A 14,122-nucleotide genomic window follows, 5' to 3' on the forward strand; every position below is an offset into this window, starting at 1 on the left:
GATCAGGCGGTGCGGGTCTGCTTCTTGATCGACGAGTCCTTGGCGACCTTGTCGGCGGCCGCCTGCATCTTGTCGACGAACTGCTGCGCGGTCAGGCGGCCGGCCATCAACTCCTCGGAGAGGTTCTGGCTCTCCTTGTCCAGGTCGGCGTAGAAGTCCGGGAACTTCACCGAGATCAGGTCCGAGCTGCCGTTCTTCATCAGCGAGTTCGCCGACGCCAGCGCGGTGTCCTGGACGTTGTCGCCGGAGCCCTTGGTGGAGGCCAGCGACTTGGTCAGCTCGGCGAACTTCGCCGAACCGGCCTTGGAGAGGATGGCCCGCAGGAACTCCTTCGCGGCCTCCTTGTTCGGCGCCTTGCTCGGCACCACGAAGCCCTCGCCGGAGGAGGCGAAGACGTCCTTGGCGGCCTTGTCCCCGCTCTTGCTCCAGTAGTCGGAGATGGTCATCTCGAAGCCCGGCGGGATGGTCGCGGCCATCTCGTTCTTCAGCCAGGTGCCGACCTGGATGAAGGCCGCCTTGCCGTCCAGGAACGCCTGCTGCGACTGGGTGTGGTCGAGCTTGCCCGGCAGCAGCAGCTTGTCCTTGACCAGCTTCTCCCACGGCTCCAGCGCCGCGACGATGCCGTCGGCCTTCCAGGCGCCGTCCTTCAGGTTGTCGATGTCGACGACTGCCTGCTTGCCGACGGCCTTCCAGATGCTGGCGAACAGCGCCCAGCGCGGGTAGTAGCCGTGCACCGCGTCGTGCACGTACGGCGCCATGCCCTTGGCCTTGATCTTCGGCGCGAGCGCGAAGAACTCGTCCCAGGTGGTCGGCGCCGTCCAGCCCTCCTTGGAGAACAGGGCCGCGTTGTACCAGTTGCCCCACACCGTGTACGCCACGTTCACGACGTAGAACTTGCCGTTCTGCGTACCGTCGGCGACCGTGCCGGGCAGCAGGCTGTCGGCCACCGTCCCCTCGCTGTCCCAGGCCGGCGCGGTGAGCAGGTCGTCCAGCGGCTCGATCGCGCCCTCGTTGATCAGCGTGCTGCGGTCCATCATGTCGGCGCCCGAGTTCATCACCAGGTCGCTGGGCTGCGTCGCCATCTTGGGCTGCTCTTCGGTCTTGATCTTCTGGGTCGAAGACATGTTGACCGTGACGTTCGCGTGCTTGGCGTTGAAGATGACCTTGTCTTCCTTGGCCCACTGGTCGCCCAGGCCACCGTTGAAGACGACCACCTTGACCGCGCTGCCGTCCTTGACACCGAACGGGTTGTCCTTGCTCTTGGCCGCGCCGCCGCCGTCGGACTTGCTCGGCTCGCTGCCGGCGCACGCGCTCAGCAGACCCGCCGCCGGTACGGCCAGCAGACCGGCCGCCGCGGCGCGCCGCAGCAGGGTCCGACGGCTGACGTCGCCGAACTTCTCGGGGGAAACCGACATCTTGTCTCTCCTTGTGGGTCGGGTCAGGCGGTCCGCCGGAGACGCCCGGCGTACCGCGACTCGAGGGCGAGGTTGTGCTCGTCCCCACCGGGGACGTTGGCGGAGAGGTAGACAGGGGGTACCTCTCCGGCCTGGTGGAACCGTCGTACGACCTCCGCGGTCAGCAGCTGCGCCAGCAGCGCCGCGGTGACCGAGGAGACCGCACAGACCGCGCCGCCGCCCTCGAGCGGCAGCAGTGCGTCGCCGTACGGTGCGCCGTTGTCCAGCACGACGTCGGCGAGGTCGGCGAGCCGGTGCCCGGAGGGGTGCCGAGGAGCTACCCGGGCGGTGTGCTCGACCGAGGTGACAGCGATCAACGGGTGGCCGCCGCGCTTGACGAGCGTCGCCAGCTCGACCACCGAGCCGTTGATGCCGGACTGCGAGGCGACCACGAACACGTCCCCCGGCTGCGGTGCCGCCAGGGCGTAGAGCTGGTGCGCCACGGCCGGGTCGCGTTCCAGCTTCGGGTCGGCGAGCACGTCGCGGGGCGCGTCGCCGTGCAGCACGAGGTCGTGCAGGGAGAGCCGGTTGGCGGGGACCAGCCCGCCGGCCCGGGCGACCAGTTCGGCGGCGAACGCCTCCGAGTGGCCGGCGCCGAACGCCTGGAGGACGCCGCCGGCGCGCAGCCCGGAGGCGATCAGGTCGGCTGCCCGGTCCACCGCCACGGCCTGGCTGTCCACCAGCCGGTCGAGCACCGGGCGCACCGCGTCGGCGTACCTCTGGGCACTGATCATGAGAGGGCCCCCTTCGCGGCCTTGTGCCCGTCGACGGCCTGGGCGGTACGCCGGAAGGCCGCGTGGGCGCGGTCGTGGGTGCGCTGCGCCACCGCGATGTAGAGCAGGTCGAGCACGACGAGCTGCGGGTGCCGGGCGGAGAGCGCGTCCGGCCGGAACGTGGTGGCCTGGCTGGCCGTGACCAGCACGATGTCGGCCAGCTCGGCCAGCGGCGAGCGGGGGAAGCCGGTGAGGGCGACGGTGGTGGCACCGCGGCTGCCGGCCTCGGCGAGCAGCTCGATCGTCTCCCGGGTCTGCCCGGTGTGCGAGATGCCGAGCGCGACGTCCCCGGCCCCGAGCAGCGCGGCGCTGGCGAGTCCCTCGTGCACGTCGCTCCAGGCCCACGCGGCGACGCCGATGCGGTGCAGGCTGAACTGCATCTCCTCGCCGACGAGCGCGCTGCCGCTGGCCCCGAAGATGTTCACCCGGCTGGCCCCGGCGATGGCGACCGCCGCGCGTTCCACCTCGGCCAGGTCGAGCAGCGCGGCGGTGTCGTGCATGGCCCGCGTGTCGGCGGCCATGATCTGGTCGAGCACCCGGGACAGCGGGTCGCCGGGCTGGATCTCCCGTCCGATGTCGACGGTCCAGCCGGCCGAGCGGGCCCGGCCGGTCTCGGCGGCGATGCCGAGCCGCAGGTCCGCGTACCCCTCGAAGCCCATCGCCCGGCAGAAACGGGTGATGGTCGCCGGTGACGTGCCGCTGCGCTCGGCCAGCTCGACGATGGTGGCCCGGGCGGCCGCCTCCGGGTCACTGAGCACGTGCTCGGCGACCCGGCGCAGCGCCCCGGTCAGCTCCCCCGTGCCGGCCCGGACCCGGGCCAGCACCCCGTCGGCACCCAGCCGGTCGGCCGGACCGGCATCGACCACCGCGGTCGCCGCGGAAGTCTCCACCTCGTGCTCGGCCATCGGCGGGCGCCTTTCGGAAAAGAGTGTTAACTGTTAGTGGTAAAAGTTCTTACTGAAGGCCCCTCCGTGTCAAGGGCGTGGGTGAAGTTTTCAAACTGTTACCTGCCGCGCCGGCGCGATCTTGCGCCCGGAGACGCGGCCGACCAGCATGGGGACCATGTCGGACACCGTCGTGGTCGGCCTCGACGTCGGGGGCACCTCCACCCGCGCCACGGCGCTGAGCCTCGACGGCACCCGCCTGGGCGCCGGCCGCGCCGGCGGTGGCAACCCCACCAGCCACGGTGCCGACCGGGCCGCCGCCGAGCTGCTCGCCGCCCTGCGCGCGGCGCTCGCCGACATCGACCCCCTTCGGGTACGCGCCGGCGTCATCGGCCTCGCGGGGGCCGGCCGCCTCCTGGCCGACCCGCACGGCCGGGACGCGTTCGACCGGGCGTGGGCCGAGGCGGGGCTACGGTGCCCGTACGCCGTGCACGGCGACGCCCTTGTCGCCTACGCCTCCGGCACCGCCGCCCCGGACGGCACCGTGCTCGTCGCCGGCACCGGCGCCATCGCGGCCCAGGTACGCGACCTGCGGCTGGACCGGACCGCCGACGGCCACGGCTGGCTGCTCGGCGACGCGGGCTCCGGATTCTGGCTCGGCCGCGAGGCGGTCCGCCGGCTGCTGACCGACCTGGACCGCGCGGACACCCCAGGTGAGCTGGCCCGGCAGGTGCTGGCCGAGTTGACCGGCACGACCGTTGTGGACGCTCAGCCGCGCGCGACGGCCGGAGCCGTGGTGCAGGCGGTGACCCGGCGGCCGCCCGTGGAACTGGCCCGGCTCGCGCCGCTCGTGGTGTCGTCGGCCCGCGACGGGGAGCCGGCAGCGGTCGCGCTGATCGCCGAGGCCGCGGCGCTGCTGGCGGAGAGCGTCTCCCGGATCCGCCCACCGGGCGCGGCCGATCCGGTGGTGCTCGGCGGCGGGTTGCTCACCGGCGACACCCCGCTGGCCGGCGCGGTACGCGCGGAACTCGCCGAGCGGTGGCCGGACGCGCCGCTGCACAGCGCCGGGGACGGTGCGGCCGCCGCGGCCTGGCTGGCAGCCCGCGACCTGCCCGAGGTGACCGACCCGGCGGCACTGCACACCCGCCTGGTGCCCCCGCCCGCCTGACCCGCCCGCCCTGCCGCGCTGCGCCCCGCCGCGCCGCGGCGGCGGCCGTTGGGTGGAACGCCATGGGTGTCAAAACGCCGGTTCGACACCCATGACGTTCCACTCGCGGCTTCCGGCAGTTCTCGGCGTGAGCCGGCACTCGTGCTGATCAGTATCGGTCTTGCGAGCCGGGCTGAGCCTGGTGCCAGCCCTGCGGGGCGGGCTGACCCGGGTGCCCCTGCGGCGCGGCGCCGTACGGTGCGGGCTGCCCCGGGGCGGGCGGGAACGCCGGGCCGGGCTGACCGTGCCCCGCCCCCGGATACATGCCGGGCTGCTGCTGGCCACCCGGGTACTGCGGCCCGCCCGGGTACTGCTGCGCGCCCGGGTACTGCTGGCCGCCCGCGTACTGCTGCGCCGCGGCCTGCTCGCGGGCCTCCTTGCGCGCCTTGACCGCGCGCACGATCAGCAGGATCGGCAGCACGAAGACGTAGAAGAAGAGCCGGTAGCTGTCACCGTCGAAGAGGAACAGCAGGTAGAAGCCGTACCCGAAGAAGGCCAGGCCGATCACCACGTTGAGGATCCGGGAGCCGGTCCCCTGTTCCTTGACGACCGCGCCGACGACGACCATCGCGATGCCGCCGAGCATCAGCAACAGTGTGTAGAGGAGGAAGAACATGAGATTCCTGTCGATAGATGAGCGTGCCGGCCCACCCTAGGTCAGCTCGATGTTCTCCACTGCCCCGTTGCCTGTGGCAACCACCTCACTTGAGCTGCCCGGCGGTCAGTCCGGACTGGACCTGGCGCTGGAACGCCACGTACACCACGAGCACCGGGAGCACCGCGATGGTCAGGCCGGCGAACAACTGGGCGTAGTCGCCGGCGTAGCCCTGGCTCACCGCGAGCGAACTCAGTCCCTGGGCGAGCATCCGGTTCTGCCCGTCGCCGGGCAGCAGCACCTGGGGCAGCAGGAACTGGTTCCAGTGGCTGAGGAAGTTGAAGATCCCGACACTGATCAATCCCGGTCGCGCCATCGGCAGCATCACCCGGAAGAACAGCCGGAAGTGCCCGCATCCGTCGATCAGCGCGGCCTCCGCCACCGAGGTCGGCAGCGTCCGGAAGAACGCGGTCAGGAAGAACACGGTGAACGGCAGCGAGTACGCGGTGTAGACCAGGATCAGGCCGGGCCAGGTGCCGAGCATGCCGACGCTGCGGACCACGAAGAACAGCGGCACCAGCGCCAGGAAGACCGGGAACATCATGCCGCCGACGAACAGGTAGTAGACGACCTCCCGGCCGCGGAACTCGTAGCGCGCGAAGACGTACGCGGCGGTGGCGCCGAGCAGCATGGTCAGGCTCAGCGAGCCGGCCACCACGACCAGGCTGTTGAAGAAGAAGCGGCCGATGTGGGCGGTGGTCCAGGCGCGCGTCCAGTTGTCGAAGCGCAGCGCCTCGGGCAGCCCCCACGGCTCGGCGACGATCTCGCCGTTGGTCTTGAGCGAGCTGAGCACCATCCAGGCCAGCGGCAGGATCGTCATGGCCGCCCAGAGCAGCAGGAAGCCGTGCGAGAAGACGTTCGCGACGCCCAGCTCGCGGCGCGGCGGCCGGTCGGCGGGGGCCGTCGCGCGGGTCGTCTCGGCGGCCGGGGCGCCGGTGTTCACGGTGGTCACGAGTACTCGATCCGATCACGCCGGGCGGTGCGCAGCGCCAGCACCGCCACCGAGAGGGTCAGGAAGAACATCGCCACGCCGATCGCCGAGGCGTACCCGAACTTGTTCTCGCTGCCGAACGACGTGTCGTACATCCGCAGCCCGATCACGTCGGAGGAGAAGTTCGGCCCGCCGTTCGTCATGAGCTGGACCAGGATGAAGCCGTCCAGCGCGGCGATGGCGAGGTAGATCCAGGCCACCTGGATGGTGTCCCAGAGCAGCGGAATGGTGATCTTCCGCAGCATCGTGGTGCGGGACGCGCCGTCGAGCAGCACCGCCTCGTAGATGTCACGCGGGATGGCCTGCATGGCGGCGCCGAAGAGCACGACGTAGAAGCCGACGTTGCTCCACACCATCACCGCCAGCACGCACCAGAACGCGAAGCGCGGGTCGCCGAGCCAGGCCGGGGTGGCCAGCCCGACGGCGCGCAGGGCGCCGTTGAGCAGGCCACTCGTCGGACTGTAGATCTCCTTCCAGAGCAGCGCGATGATCACCACCGAGAGCACCTGGGGGAAGAAGTAGACGAGCCGGTAGACCGAGGTGCCGCGCACCCCGGTCACACCGGCCCGGCCCTTGCGGCCGCCCATCGTGAGCATGCTGGCGAAGAACAGGCCCAGCCCGATCGTCACCACCGGCACCACGGCGAGCAGGATCGCGTTGTTCTTCAACGCGTTCCACACGTACCCGTCGTGCAGCAGCGTGCGGAAGTTCGCCATGCCGACCGGGTCGGCCTGCGCGGAGTAGCCCATCCAGTCGGTGGTGGAGATCTGAAAAGCCTGGAGGTACGGCGACAGCACGAAGATGCCGTACAACGCCAGTGGTGGCAGGAGGAACGTGAGGATCAGGGGGAGGCGGCCCTGTCGCATCACGCGGACCGCTTGTACTTCTTGACCGAGCTGTCTCCGGCGATCGAGTCGGCGCCCTTCTGGCACTGGTCGAGGAACTCGGCCGGCGAGATCCGGCCGCTGAAGAACTCGCCGCAGGCCGCGTCGACCAGGTTGCGCTCCAGCTTGCGGTAGTAGTTGTTGTAGACCCAGTTGAAGCCGTTGGACCCGGACGCGTCGAGCGCCTTGACCACGGTGCTGAGCCCGTACGGCAGGTCGATGCCCTCGGTCGCACCGGCGACGACGGGCAGGCTGGCGACCTTCCGGGTGAAGTCCTGCGCGCCCTTGCGGGACAGCATGGTGCGGAAGTACTCCAGGCCGCCCGCGACGTTGCGCGCCTTGGCCGGCACCATGAACGGCTCACCGGCGGTGCCGCGGATCGCCTCGTACGGCAGCTTGTCGCCGCTGCCCAGGCTCGGCGTCGGCGCGACCGTCATGTTGAACCCGGCCGGCGTGACGTCCTTCTGCTCGCTCTCCAGCCAGGAGCCGCAGGAGATGAACGCGGCCTTGCCCTGGCACCATGCGGTCTGCGACTGCTTGTGGTCCAGGCCCGGGGAACCGTCGAGGATGAACTTGTCCTTGACGATCTGGTGCCAGGCGTCGGCGGCGGTCTTCATCGCGTCCGACTTCCAGGCGTTCGGCTCCAGGTTGTCGATCGCCAGCGCCACGGACGGGCCGCCGAGCTTGATCGCGGTGGAGATCAGCGGCCAGCTCATGTAGCGGGGGTGCACACCGGCGTACGTCCAGGGGGCGATACCGGCGGCCTTGATCCGGCGGCAGAGCGCGATGTGGTCGTCCCAGGTCTTGGCGTCCTCCCAGCCGCGGTCGGCGAACAGCTTGGTGGAGTGCCAGATGCCGTACACCGTGTAGGTGTAGTTGAGCACCAGGAACCGGCCGTCGTAGGAGCCGACCTCGACGGTGCCGGGCAGCAGCGTGTCCTTGACCGTCTTGCCGGGCGTGTCGAGGCTCGGCGCGGCGAGCAGCTCGCCCAGGTCGGCGAGCGCGTTCTGGGAGACCAGGCCGTTGAAGTCGATCTGACCGGCGCCGGAGTTGTTCACCACGTCGGGCGGGCTGCCGTCGACGAAGCGGGGCTGGAGCGTCTTGCTGATCTCCGCGGTGGCCGAGTGCTTGATCTCCGCCTTCGGGTACCGCTCCTTGTACATGGCCTCGTGGGCCTTGGCGTAGTCCTCCCCGAACCCGCCGTTGAAGATCACCACCTCGAGTGGGGCGTCCTCGGCCACGCCGAGCGGGTTCTGCTCGCTCTTGGTGCCCTTGTACGCGGCCTTGTCGCCCTCGTCGCCCCCGCCCGACGTGGCGCAGCCGGCGAGCAGCCCGGCGGCGGGGGTGGCCAGCAGCCCGGCGGCGGCGCTACGCCGTAGGATCTCACGCCTGTTCATCGCATCTCCTCGGTCCGGGTACGCGCGGTGAGCACCCTGTCGCTTGTCTTCACAAGACGCATTTCCAATGAAGAATTTCTACGACAGTGCGACGGGGACCACAAGACCTCTCGACCGATCCGTTATCCGTACCGGTCGGGCCCGGCTGGCCTAGCCTGACCCCATGCGCCGCCTGCGGCAGCTCGCGCAACGCACGCCGCCGGGGCGGGAGCGCTACATCGACCTGCTCCGGGCGCTGGCCATCACCATGGTCGTGCTCGGCCACTGGGGCGTCACGGTCATCGGGTACGACCACGGCCGCCCCGCCGGCCACTCCGCGCTGGGGGATCTGCGCTGGGCCTGGCCGCTCACCTGGGTGGCCCAGGTGATGCCGGTGTTCTTCCTGGTCGGCGGCTACGCCAACGCCGCCTCGCTGGCCGCCCGCCGGCGCCGGGGCGGGTCGGCGGCCGGGTGGCTGGTCGACCGCAGCGCCCGGCTGATCCGCCCCACCACCGTGTTGCTGCTGGTCCTGGCGGCGGGAGCGGGGATCGCCACGCTGCGCGGAGCCGACCCGGCGCAGGTGCGCACAGTGGTCTGGTTCGCCACCATCCCGCTGTGGTTCCTGGTCGCCTACGTCGCGGTGGTGGCGCTGACCCCGCCGATGTACGCGCTGCACCGCCGGTTCGGGCTCGCCGTGCCGACGGCGCTCGTGGTCCTCGTGGCGCTCGGCGACCTCGGCCGGCTCCTCGGCCCGGCCGCGCTCGCCGACGGCAACTACCTGTTCGGCTGGCTGGCCGTCCATCAGGTCGGGTTCGCCTGGTACGACGCCGCCCAGGCGGACACCCGTCAGCCCGCCGGCGCGGCCGGCGCCGGGACCCGGGGCCTGTTCCGCCGTCGGCTGCCGCTGTCCCGCCGGGCGGGCGTGCTCCTGCTCGGCGGCGGCCTGGTCGCGCTGGTGCTGCTCACGGTGGCCGGGCCCTACCCGGTGGCGATGCTCCACGTACCGGGCGAGCGGCTGGACAACGCGGCGCCGCCGAGCCTGGCGCTGATGGCCGCGGCAGTCGCCCAGCTCGGCCTGATCCTGCTGCTGCGACGCCCGGCCGGGCGCTGGCTGCGCCGGTCCGGCCCCTGGCAGGCGGTGCTCGCCGTAAACGCGGTGGTGCTCACGCTGTTCCTCTGGCACCTGACCGCCGCGGTGCTGCTCGTCGGCCTGCTGGACGCGCTCGGCGTGCTGCCCACTCCCCCGGTCGGCTCGGCGGCCTGGTGGGCGTGGCGCGTACCGTGGCTGCTCGCGCTGGCCGCGGTGCTGACCGTGCTGGTCGCCGTCTTCGGTTCGGTGGAGGCACGCACCCGCCGCCCGGCGGCGACCGGGCCGGCCGGGGCGGGTGGCCGGCGGCTGCGCGCCGGTCTGGCCGTCGCCGGGTACGCGGGCGTGCTCGTCGGCCTGCTGCTGAACAGCCTCGCGCCCGAGGCGGCGCCGGAGCCGCTGGGCCTGCCCGCCCCGGCACTGGTGGCGTACCTGGCCGGGGCGGGTCTGCTGCGGCTGCTCAGGTCCGGACCGGCGGGACGGCGCCAGCCGGGTTGACGGTCACGCCTCGATCGAGGCGCGGATGGCCTCGACCATGATCGCCAGGCCCTCCCGGGCCTCGTCCTCGGTGAGCGTCAGCGGCGGCCCCATCCGGATCACGTTGCCGTACAGGCCGCCCTTGCCCACGAGCAGGCCGCCGGCCCGGCACGCCTCGAAGACGCGTGTGGTCAGCGCCGCGTCCGGCTCGACCGTGCCCGGGTGGACGAACTCGACGGCGAGCATCAGGCCCTTGCCGCGTACCTCGGCCACCTGGTCCAGCCCGGCGACGGCCGCGCGCAGGCCGTCGCCCAGGATCGCGCCGACCCGGGCGGCGTTGCCCTGGAGGTCGTGGTCGAGCAGGTAGTCGAGCACCGCGTTGCCGGCGGCGGTGGAGACCGGGTTGCCGCCGAACGTGGAGAAGCTGATCGCCGGCACCGACTCCAGCACCTCGGCCCGGCCGACCACCCCGGCGAGCGCGAACCCGTTGCCGATGCCCTTGGCGAAGGTGAGCAGGTCCGGCGTCACGCCGTGCGCCTGGTAGCCCCAGAAGTGCTCGCCGGTACGGCCCCACCCGGTCTGCACCTCGTCGCTGATCAGCAGGATGCCGTGCTCGTCGAGCACCTTCTTCCAGGCGGCGAAGAGCCCGTCCGGGCCGTGCACGAAGCCGCCGACGCCCTGGACAGGCTCGGCGATCAGGCAGGCCACGTCGCCCGCGGTCTGGGTGGCGAGCACCTCGCGCAGATCCTCGACCGCCGCGTCGACCCGGTCGGCGGCGTCGAGCCGGGCCAGCAGACCGCGCAGCCGCTCCCCGGAGTGCAGCCAGGCCACCTGCAACGGGTTGAGCGAGCTGGCCGACCAGCCTCGGTTGCCGGTGACGCCCATCGTCGCGTACGACCGGCCGTGGTAGCTGTTGCGCACCGCGAGGATCTGGTGCGAGCGCCGGTGGTTGGTGGCGACCAGCAGCGCTGCCTCGTTCGCCTCGGTGCCGGAGTTGGTGAAGAAGACGCGGGCGTCCGGGATGCCGGAGAGCCGGGCGATCTTCTCGGCCAGCTCGACCTGCTGCCGGATCAGGTAGAGCGTCGAGGTGTGCACGAGCCCGGTCCGTAGCTGCCGTTCGACCGCCTCCCGGATCTCCGGGATGTCGTGGCCGACCATCGTGGTCAGCACCCCGCCGAAGAAGTCCAGATAGGTCCGGCCGGCCGCGTCGGTGACCCGGCGCCCGGAGCCGGCGACGAGTTCCAGCGGTTCGGCGTAGTAGAGCGGCATCCAGGACGGGAGCACGGCCCGGTGCCGGGCCAGCAGGTCGTCGGAGGTCATCGGCGCACCCTTCAGCGGAGGTGGATCCCCGCACGTTCCCACCACGACCGGGGCCGGGACAACCGGCACTGTGCGAGTCGGCCCGCCGGTAGCATCCGCCGGGTGCGGACGGATCAGGTGACGTTGCCGGGCGGCGCGGCGGGGACGACGCGGGCACAACTGCTCGACGGGGTCCGGTCCTGGGTGGAGTCGGCGCCGGTGCGGCAGCTCGTGGCGCACTTCGGCGGCGACTGGCCCGACGGCGACCTGGCGGCCGTGCTGGCCGGGCTGGACGCGTTCTCCGCCCGCCGCTGGGACTTCCGGCAGGGACGGGAACGCCCGGACGCCCGGGAACCGGCGTTCGACCCGGCCACCGCCGGACTGGTGCTGAGCGCCGCCGCCACGCTGGGCCTGGTCCGCGCCGCCGCGCCGGCCCGATCCGGGTACGCGCACCTGCTGGTGCTCGGCGGGCTGGCGCACGCCTGCCTGCGGCGCACCGCGTACGCGGCGATGCTGGCCCGGACGGCGGCCGAGGTGACCGGCGAGGTGGCCGTGCTCGGCAGCTTCCGGCCGCTGTCGGCGGCCGAGTCCCGCACGCTCGACGCCGCCGGCCTGTCCGGCTGCGTCACCGAGGTGGACGTCCTCGACGCCGGGGTACGGCTGGCGTTCGGAGTGGACGCGCCGGACGACGAGCGCGGCGAGCCGGCCGGTCATCCGCACCGGGCCTGGTCCTCGCGCACCTACCGGCCGGCCGGGCTGCCCCCGGTACGGGTGCTCGCCGCGCCGTCGAGCGAACCGGACCGGCGTCGCGCGCACACCGCCGACACGCAGCGGTTCTGGGCCGAGCACGTGCGGTTGCGCGCGGACGACCCGGTGCTGATGGTGACCGCCCCGATCTACGTGCCGTTCCAGCACTGCGACGCGCTGCGGACGCTCGCCGTGCCGTACGGGTGCGGCATCGAGACGGTCGGTGTGGACCCGGCCGCGCGCGCCGCTGTCGCCGTACCGGAGCCGACCCTGACGCCGGGCCGCTACCTCCAGGAGATCCGGTCGGCGCTGCGGTCGATGCGCGCGCTGCACGCGACGCTGACGGCGGGCTGAACCGGCGTCCGGGCCGGTGCCCGGCGAACCGCCGCGCACCGGCCCGAGAGCCGGGTGTCAGTTGACGTAGACCGCCGGGCTGCCGGTCTTGCTGGTGTCCTTCACCGGCGAGTACGAGGCGGTGAAGTACGCGGTGCCGAAGCACAGCGACGGCCCGGAGAACTTGGTCAGGACCTGGTTGGTGAAGCTGATCGAGTTGGTGCCGTTGGACGCCGTACCGGTCAGCGTGTTCGTGCTGGTCCGGTAGACGCAGGTGATCGCGCCGAGCAGCGAGTTGAGCACGACGGTGCTCTGGATCGGCGCCGCCGCCGTGCCGGAGATGGTGACCACGCCCGCGCTGGTCACCGACGTGGTGTAGGGCAGGTTGTTGACGGTGACGCTCTGCACGCCGGTGGTGCCGAAGACGTTCGTGGTGCAGCTGGAGAACGACTGCGCGGTGAGGCTCTCGGTCGCGGTGCCGGGTGCGGTCGGGTTGGTCAGCACCTTGGCGCTGAAGCTGGACGCGGCGCACTTGACGCCGGTGCTGCCGCTGGTCGAGGAGTAGAACGTGGCGTTGGTGCCGCTACGCAGGCTGGCCTGGATGACGTCGCCCACCGACACGGCGGTGCCGGCGACGGTCGGGTAGGTCAGCACGGCGCTGGCGAGCGAGGTGGTGGGTGCGGCGGTGGCGGGGGCGGCGCCGACCAGACCGGTCAGCAGCGCCAGGGCGGCGAGGCCCGCGCCGATGCGTCCGTACCTGGGCATGGTTGTTCCTTCCGGCGGTGGGACAGGAAACGGTGCCGGCGGCGTCCGGGGTGGACGGAGCCGGTGGGCGCGGCGGCCGGGACCGGGCCGTCGCGGGTGGTGGTGCGCCGTTGCGGCCTCAGCGGGCCGGGCGGCGTGGCGCAGTGCGGCGTCGCCGCGTCACCTGGGTCTCTCCGGTCTTGGGGGGACGGGTCCGCGCGGCGATAATGGCAGCCATCCGGCCCTCCTTCGACGCGTTCGGGTGACCGATCGGGAGAGATCACCAGCGGTGACGAGACGTGAACTGAGCGTGTCGAAAGTTATAAACCCCGGAGGGTCGTAAAGTCAACGCATCAAGAAAGGTCGATGAGTGACAGTCCCGAGCCCGCCGTCGCCGGCGCCCGTGCCCCTGCCGGGCGCCCGCCACGGCCGCGACCCGGACCGCGCCATCAAGCGCGGCCCGCGCCGCGTGCCGGCCGAGGAGGTCGCGGCGACCCAGCGCGACCGCCTCTTCGACGGCCTGGTCCGGGAGGTCGCCAGCCGGGGGTACGACAACGCCCGGGTCAGCGACATCTGCCACGCCGCCGGAGTCACCCGGCCCGCGTTCTACGCGCTGTTCAGCGGCAAGCAGGACGCGTTCCTGGCCGCGTACCGGCACGGCATCGCGGTGGTGTCGCACCTGATGGAGGACGCCTACCGCGACGCCGGCCCGGACTGGCCGCAGGCCGCCCGGGCGGCGCTGCGCACGCTGCTCGACGTGCTGGCGAGCGTGCCCGCCTTCGCCCGGATGGCGCTGGTCGAGGTGGACGCGGCCGGACCGGACGCCCGCCGGGAGCGCGACGCGCTGCTGAGCAGCTTCCGCCGGTTCTTCGCCGGCGCCGGGCCGGATCCGGCCGGCGTGGACCGGGACGCGCTGCTGTCCATAGTGGTCGGCGGCATCCACGCCACCATCCGTGAGCGGGTGGCGCAGGGGCGGGCCGACGAGCTGCCGTCGCTGCTGCCGGCGCTCACGTACGCGGCGACCGCGCCGTTCCTCGGCCCACGAGAGGCGGGCCGCGTCGCGCGGGCGGCGGGGACGGACGACGGCCCGGCCGCCACCGCGCCCTGCGCACCCGGCCAGCCCTGACCGGTCGGAAACCGCAGCGGTTTTTCACTTTGGCCGCTTTTGGCAAATGCCGCCCAACGATCTGCTACAGGCAGTTGACCGCCCC

At 72.3% G+C, this 14,122-nt stretch carries 13 protein-coding genes; 4 read left to right on the forward strand and 9 right to left on the reverse strand.

What is annotated here, in order from left to right:
* Nucleotides 1-2: 2 nt before the first annotated feature.
* From ngcE (OC439_RS17375) to OC439_RS17385, 3 genes are read right to left on the reverse strand one after another with little or no spacing between them, the layout of a single operon-like run.
* Complete coding sequence (gene ngcE, locus OC439_RS17375) at nucleotides 3-1,415, reverse strand: N-acetylglucosamine/diacetylchitobiose ABC transporter substrate-binding protein (protein WP_262014339.1); 1,413 nt, start codon at nucleotides 1,413-1,415, stop codon at nucleotides 3-5.
* Nucleotides 1,416-1,438: 23 nt separating this feature from the next.
* A complete protein-coding gene (locus OC439_RS17380) occupies nucleotides 1,439-2,188 on the reverse strand; it encodes an SIS domain-containing protein (protein WP_120569015.1) in 750 nt (249 codons plus the stop codon).
* Nucleotides 2,185-3,132: a MurR/RpiR family transcriptional regulator gene (locus tag OC439_RS17385; RefSeq protein ID WP_120569014.1), complete on the reverse strand. Its 948-nt coding sequence runs from the start codon at nucleotides 3,130-3,132 to the stop codon at nucleotides 2,185-2,187. Before OC439_RS17385 ends, OC439_RS17380 begins: the two co-directional genes overlap by 4 nt.
* Before the next feature lie 157 nt (nucleotides 3,133-3,289).
* Here OC439_RS17385 and OC439_RS17390 point away from each other — a divergent pair, with 157 nt between their 5' ends.
* The gene (locus OC439_RS17390) at nucleotides 3,290-4,279 is read left to right on the forward strand and encodes an N-acetylglucosamine kinase (protein WP_262014340.1); all 990 of its coding nucleotides are present in this window, start codon (nucleotides 3,290-3,292) and stop codon (nucleotides 4,277-4,279) included.
* A 148-nt stretch (nucleotides 4,280-4,427) separates the two neighbouring features.
* Here OC439_RS17390 and OC439_RS17395 read toward each other — a convergent pair whose 3' ends face one another.
* The 4 genes from OC439_RS17395 to ngcE (OC439_RS17410) all read right to left on the reverse strand — a co-directional run bounded on the left by OC439_RS17395 (nucleotide 4,428) and on the right by ngcE (OC439_RS17410) (nucleotide 8,245).
* Nucleotides 4,428-4,934, reverse strand: a complete 507-nt coding sequence (locus OC439_RS17395; protein ID WP_262014341.1) for a hypothetical protein — start codon at nucleotides 4,932-4,934, stop codon at nucleotides 4,428-4,430.
* An 85-nt stretch (nucleotides 4,935-5,019) separates the two neighbouring features.
* A complete protein-coding gene (locus OC439_RS17400; protein WP_262014342.1) occupies nucleotides 5,020-5,925 on the reverse strand; it encodes a carbohydrate ABC transporter permease in 906 nt (301 codons plus the stop codon).
* Nucleotides 5,922-6,830 (reverse strand): carbohydrate ABC transporter permease, encoded by a 909-nt coding sequence (locus OC439_RS17405; RefSeq protein WP_013287344.1) that lies wholly within the window; start codon nucleotides 6,828-6,830, stop codon nucleotides 5,922-5,924. Before OC439_RS17405 ends, OC439_RS17400 begins: the two co-directional genes overlap by 4 nt.
* Nucleotides 6,830-8,245, reverse strand: coding sequence for an N-acetylglucosamine/diacetylchitobiose ABC transporter substrate-binding protein (ngcE, locus tag OC439_RS17410; RefSeq protein WP_262014343.1), 1,416 nt, complete (start codon nucleotides 8,243-8,245; stop codon nucleotides 6,830-6,832). Before ngcE (OC439_RS17410) ends, OC439_RS17405 begins: the two co-directional genes overlap by 1 nt.
* A gap of 163 nt (nucleotides 8,246-8,408) precedes the next feature.
* On the opposite strand from ngcE (OC439_RS17410), the gene OC439_RS17415 reads away from it, so the two are divergent.
* Nucleotides 8,409-9,809, forward strand: coding sequence for an acyltransferase family protein (locus tag OC439_RS17415; protein WP_262014344.1), 1,401 nt, complete (start codon nucleotides 8,409-8,411; stop codon nucleotides 9,807-9,809).
* A 3-nt stretch (nucleotides 9,810-9,812) separates the two neighbouring features.
* On the opposite strand, the gene OC439_RS17420 is transcribed toward OC439_RS17415, so the two are convergent.
* Nucleotides 9,813-11,108 carry an aspartate aminotransferase family protein gene (locus OC439_RS17420; RefSeq protein WP_262014345.1) on the reverse strand — a complete coding sequence of 432 codons (1,296 nt, stop codon included), beginning with the start codon at nucleotides 11,106-11,108 and terminating at the stop codon, nucleotides 9,813-9,815.
* Between the two features lie 117 nt (nucleotides 11,109-11,225).
* On the opposite strand from OC439_RS17420, the gene OC439_RS17425 reads away from it, so the two are divergent.
* Entirely contained in the window at nucleotides 11,226-12,188 is a 963-nt protein-coding gene (locus tag OC439_RS17425; protein WP_315985941.1) for a hypothetical protein, read from the forward strand.
* Nucleotides 12,189-12,245: 57 nt separating this feature from the next.
* Here OC439_RS17425 and OC439_RS17430 read toward each other — a convergent pair whose 3' ends face one another.
* Nucleotides 12,246-12,932, reverse strand: a complete 687-nt coding sequence (locus OC439_RS17430) for a Tat pathway signal sequence domain protein (RefSeq protein WP_262014347.1) — start codon at nucleotides 12,930-12,932, stop codon at nucleotides 12,246-12,248.
* 349 nt (nucleotides 12,933-13,281) lie between these two features.
* Here OC439_RS17430 and OC439_RS17435 point away from each other — a divergent pair, with 349 nt between their 5' ends.
* Nucleotides 13,282-14,037 carry a TetR/AcrR family transcriptional regulator gene (locus OC439_RS17435; protein WP_262014348.1) on the forward strand — a complete coding sequence of 252 codons (756 nt, stop codon included), beginning with the start codon at nucleotides 13,282-13,284 and terminating at the stop codon, nucleotides 14,035-14,037.
* Nucleotides 14,038-14,122 lie beyond the last annotated feature (85 nt).

This window comes from Micromonospora sp. Mcm103 (assembly GCF_024519755.1).
GTDB lineage: Bacteria > Actinomycetota > Actinomycetes > Mycobacteriales > Micromonosporaceae > Micromonospora > Micromonospora aurantiaca.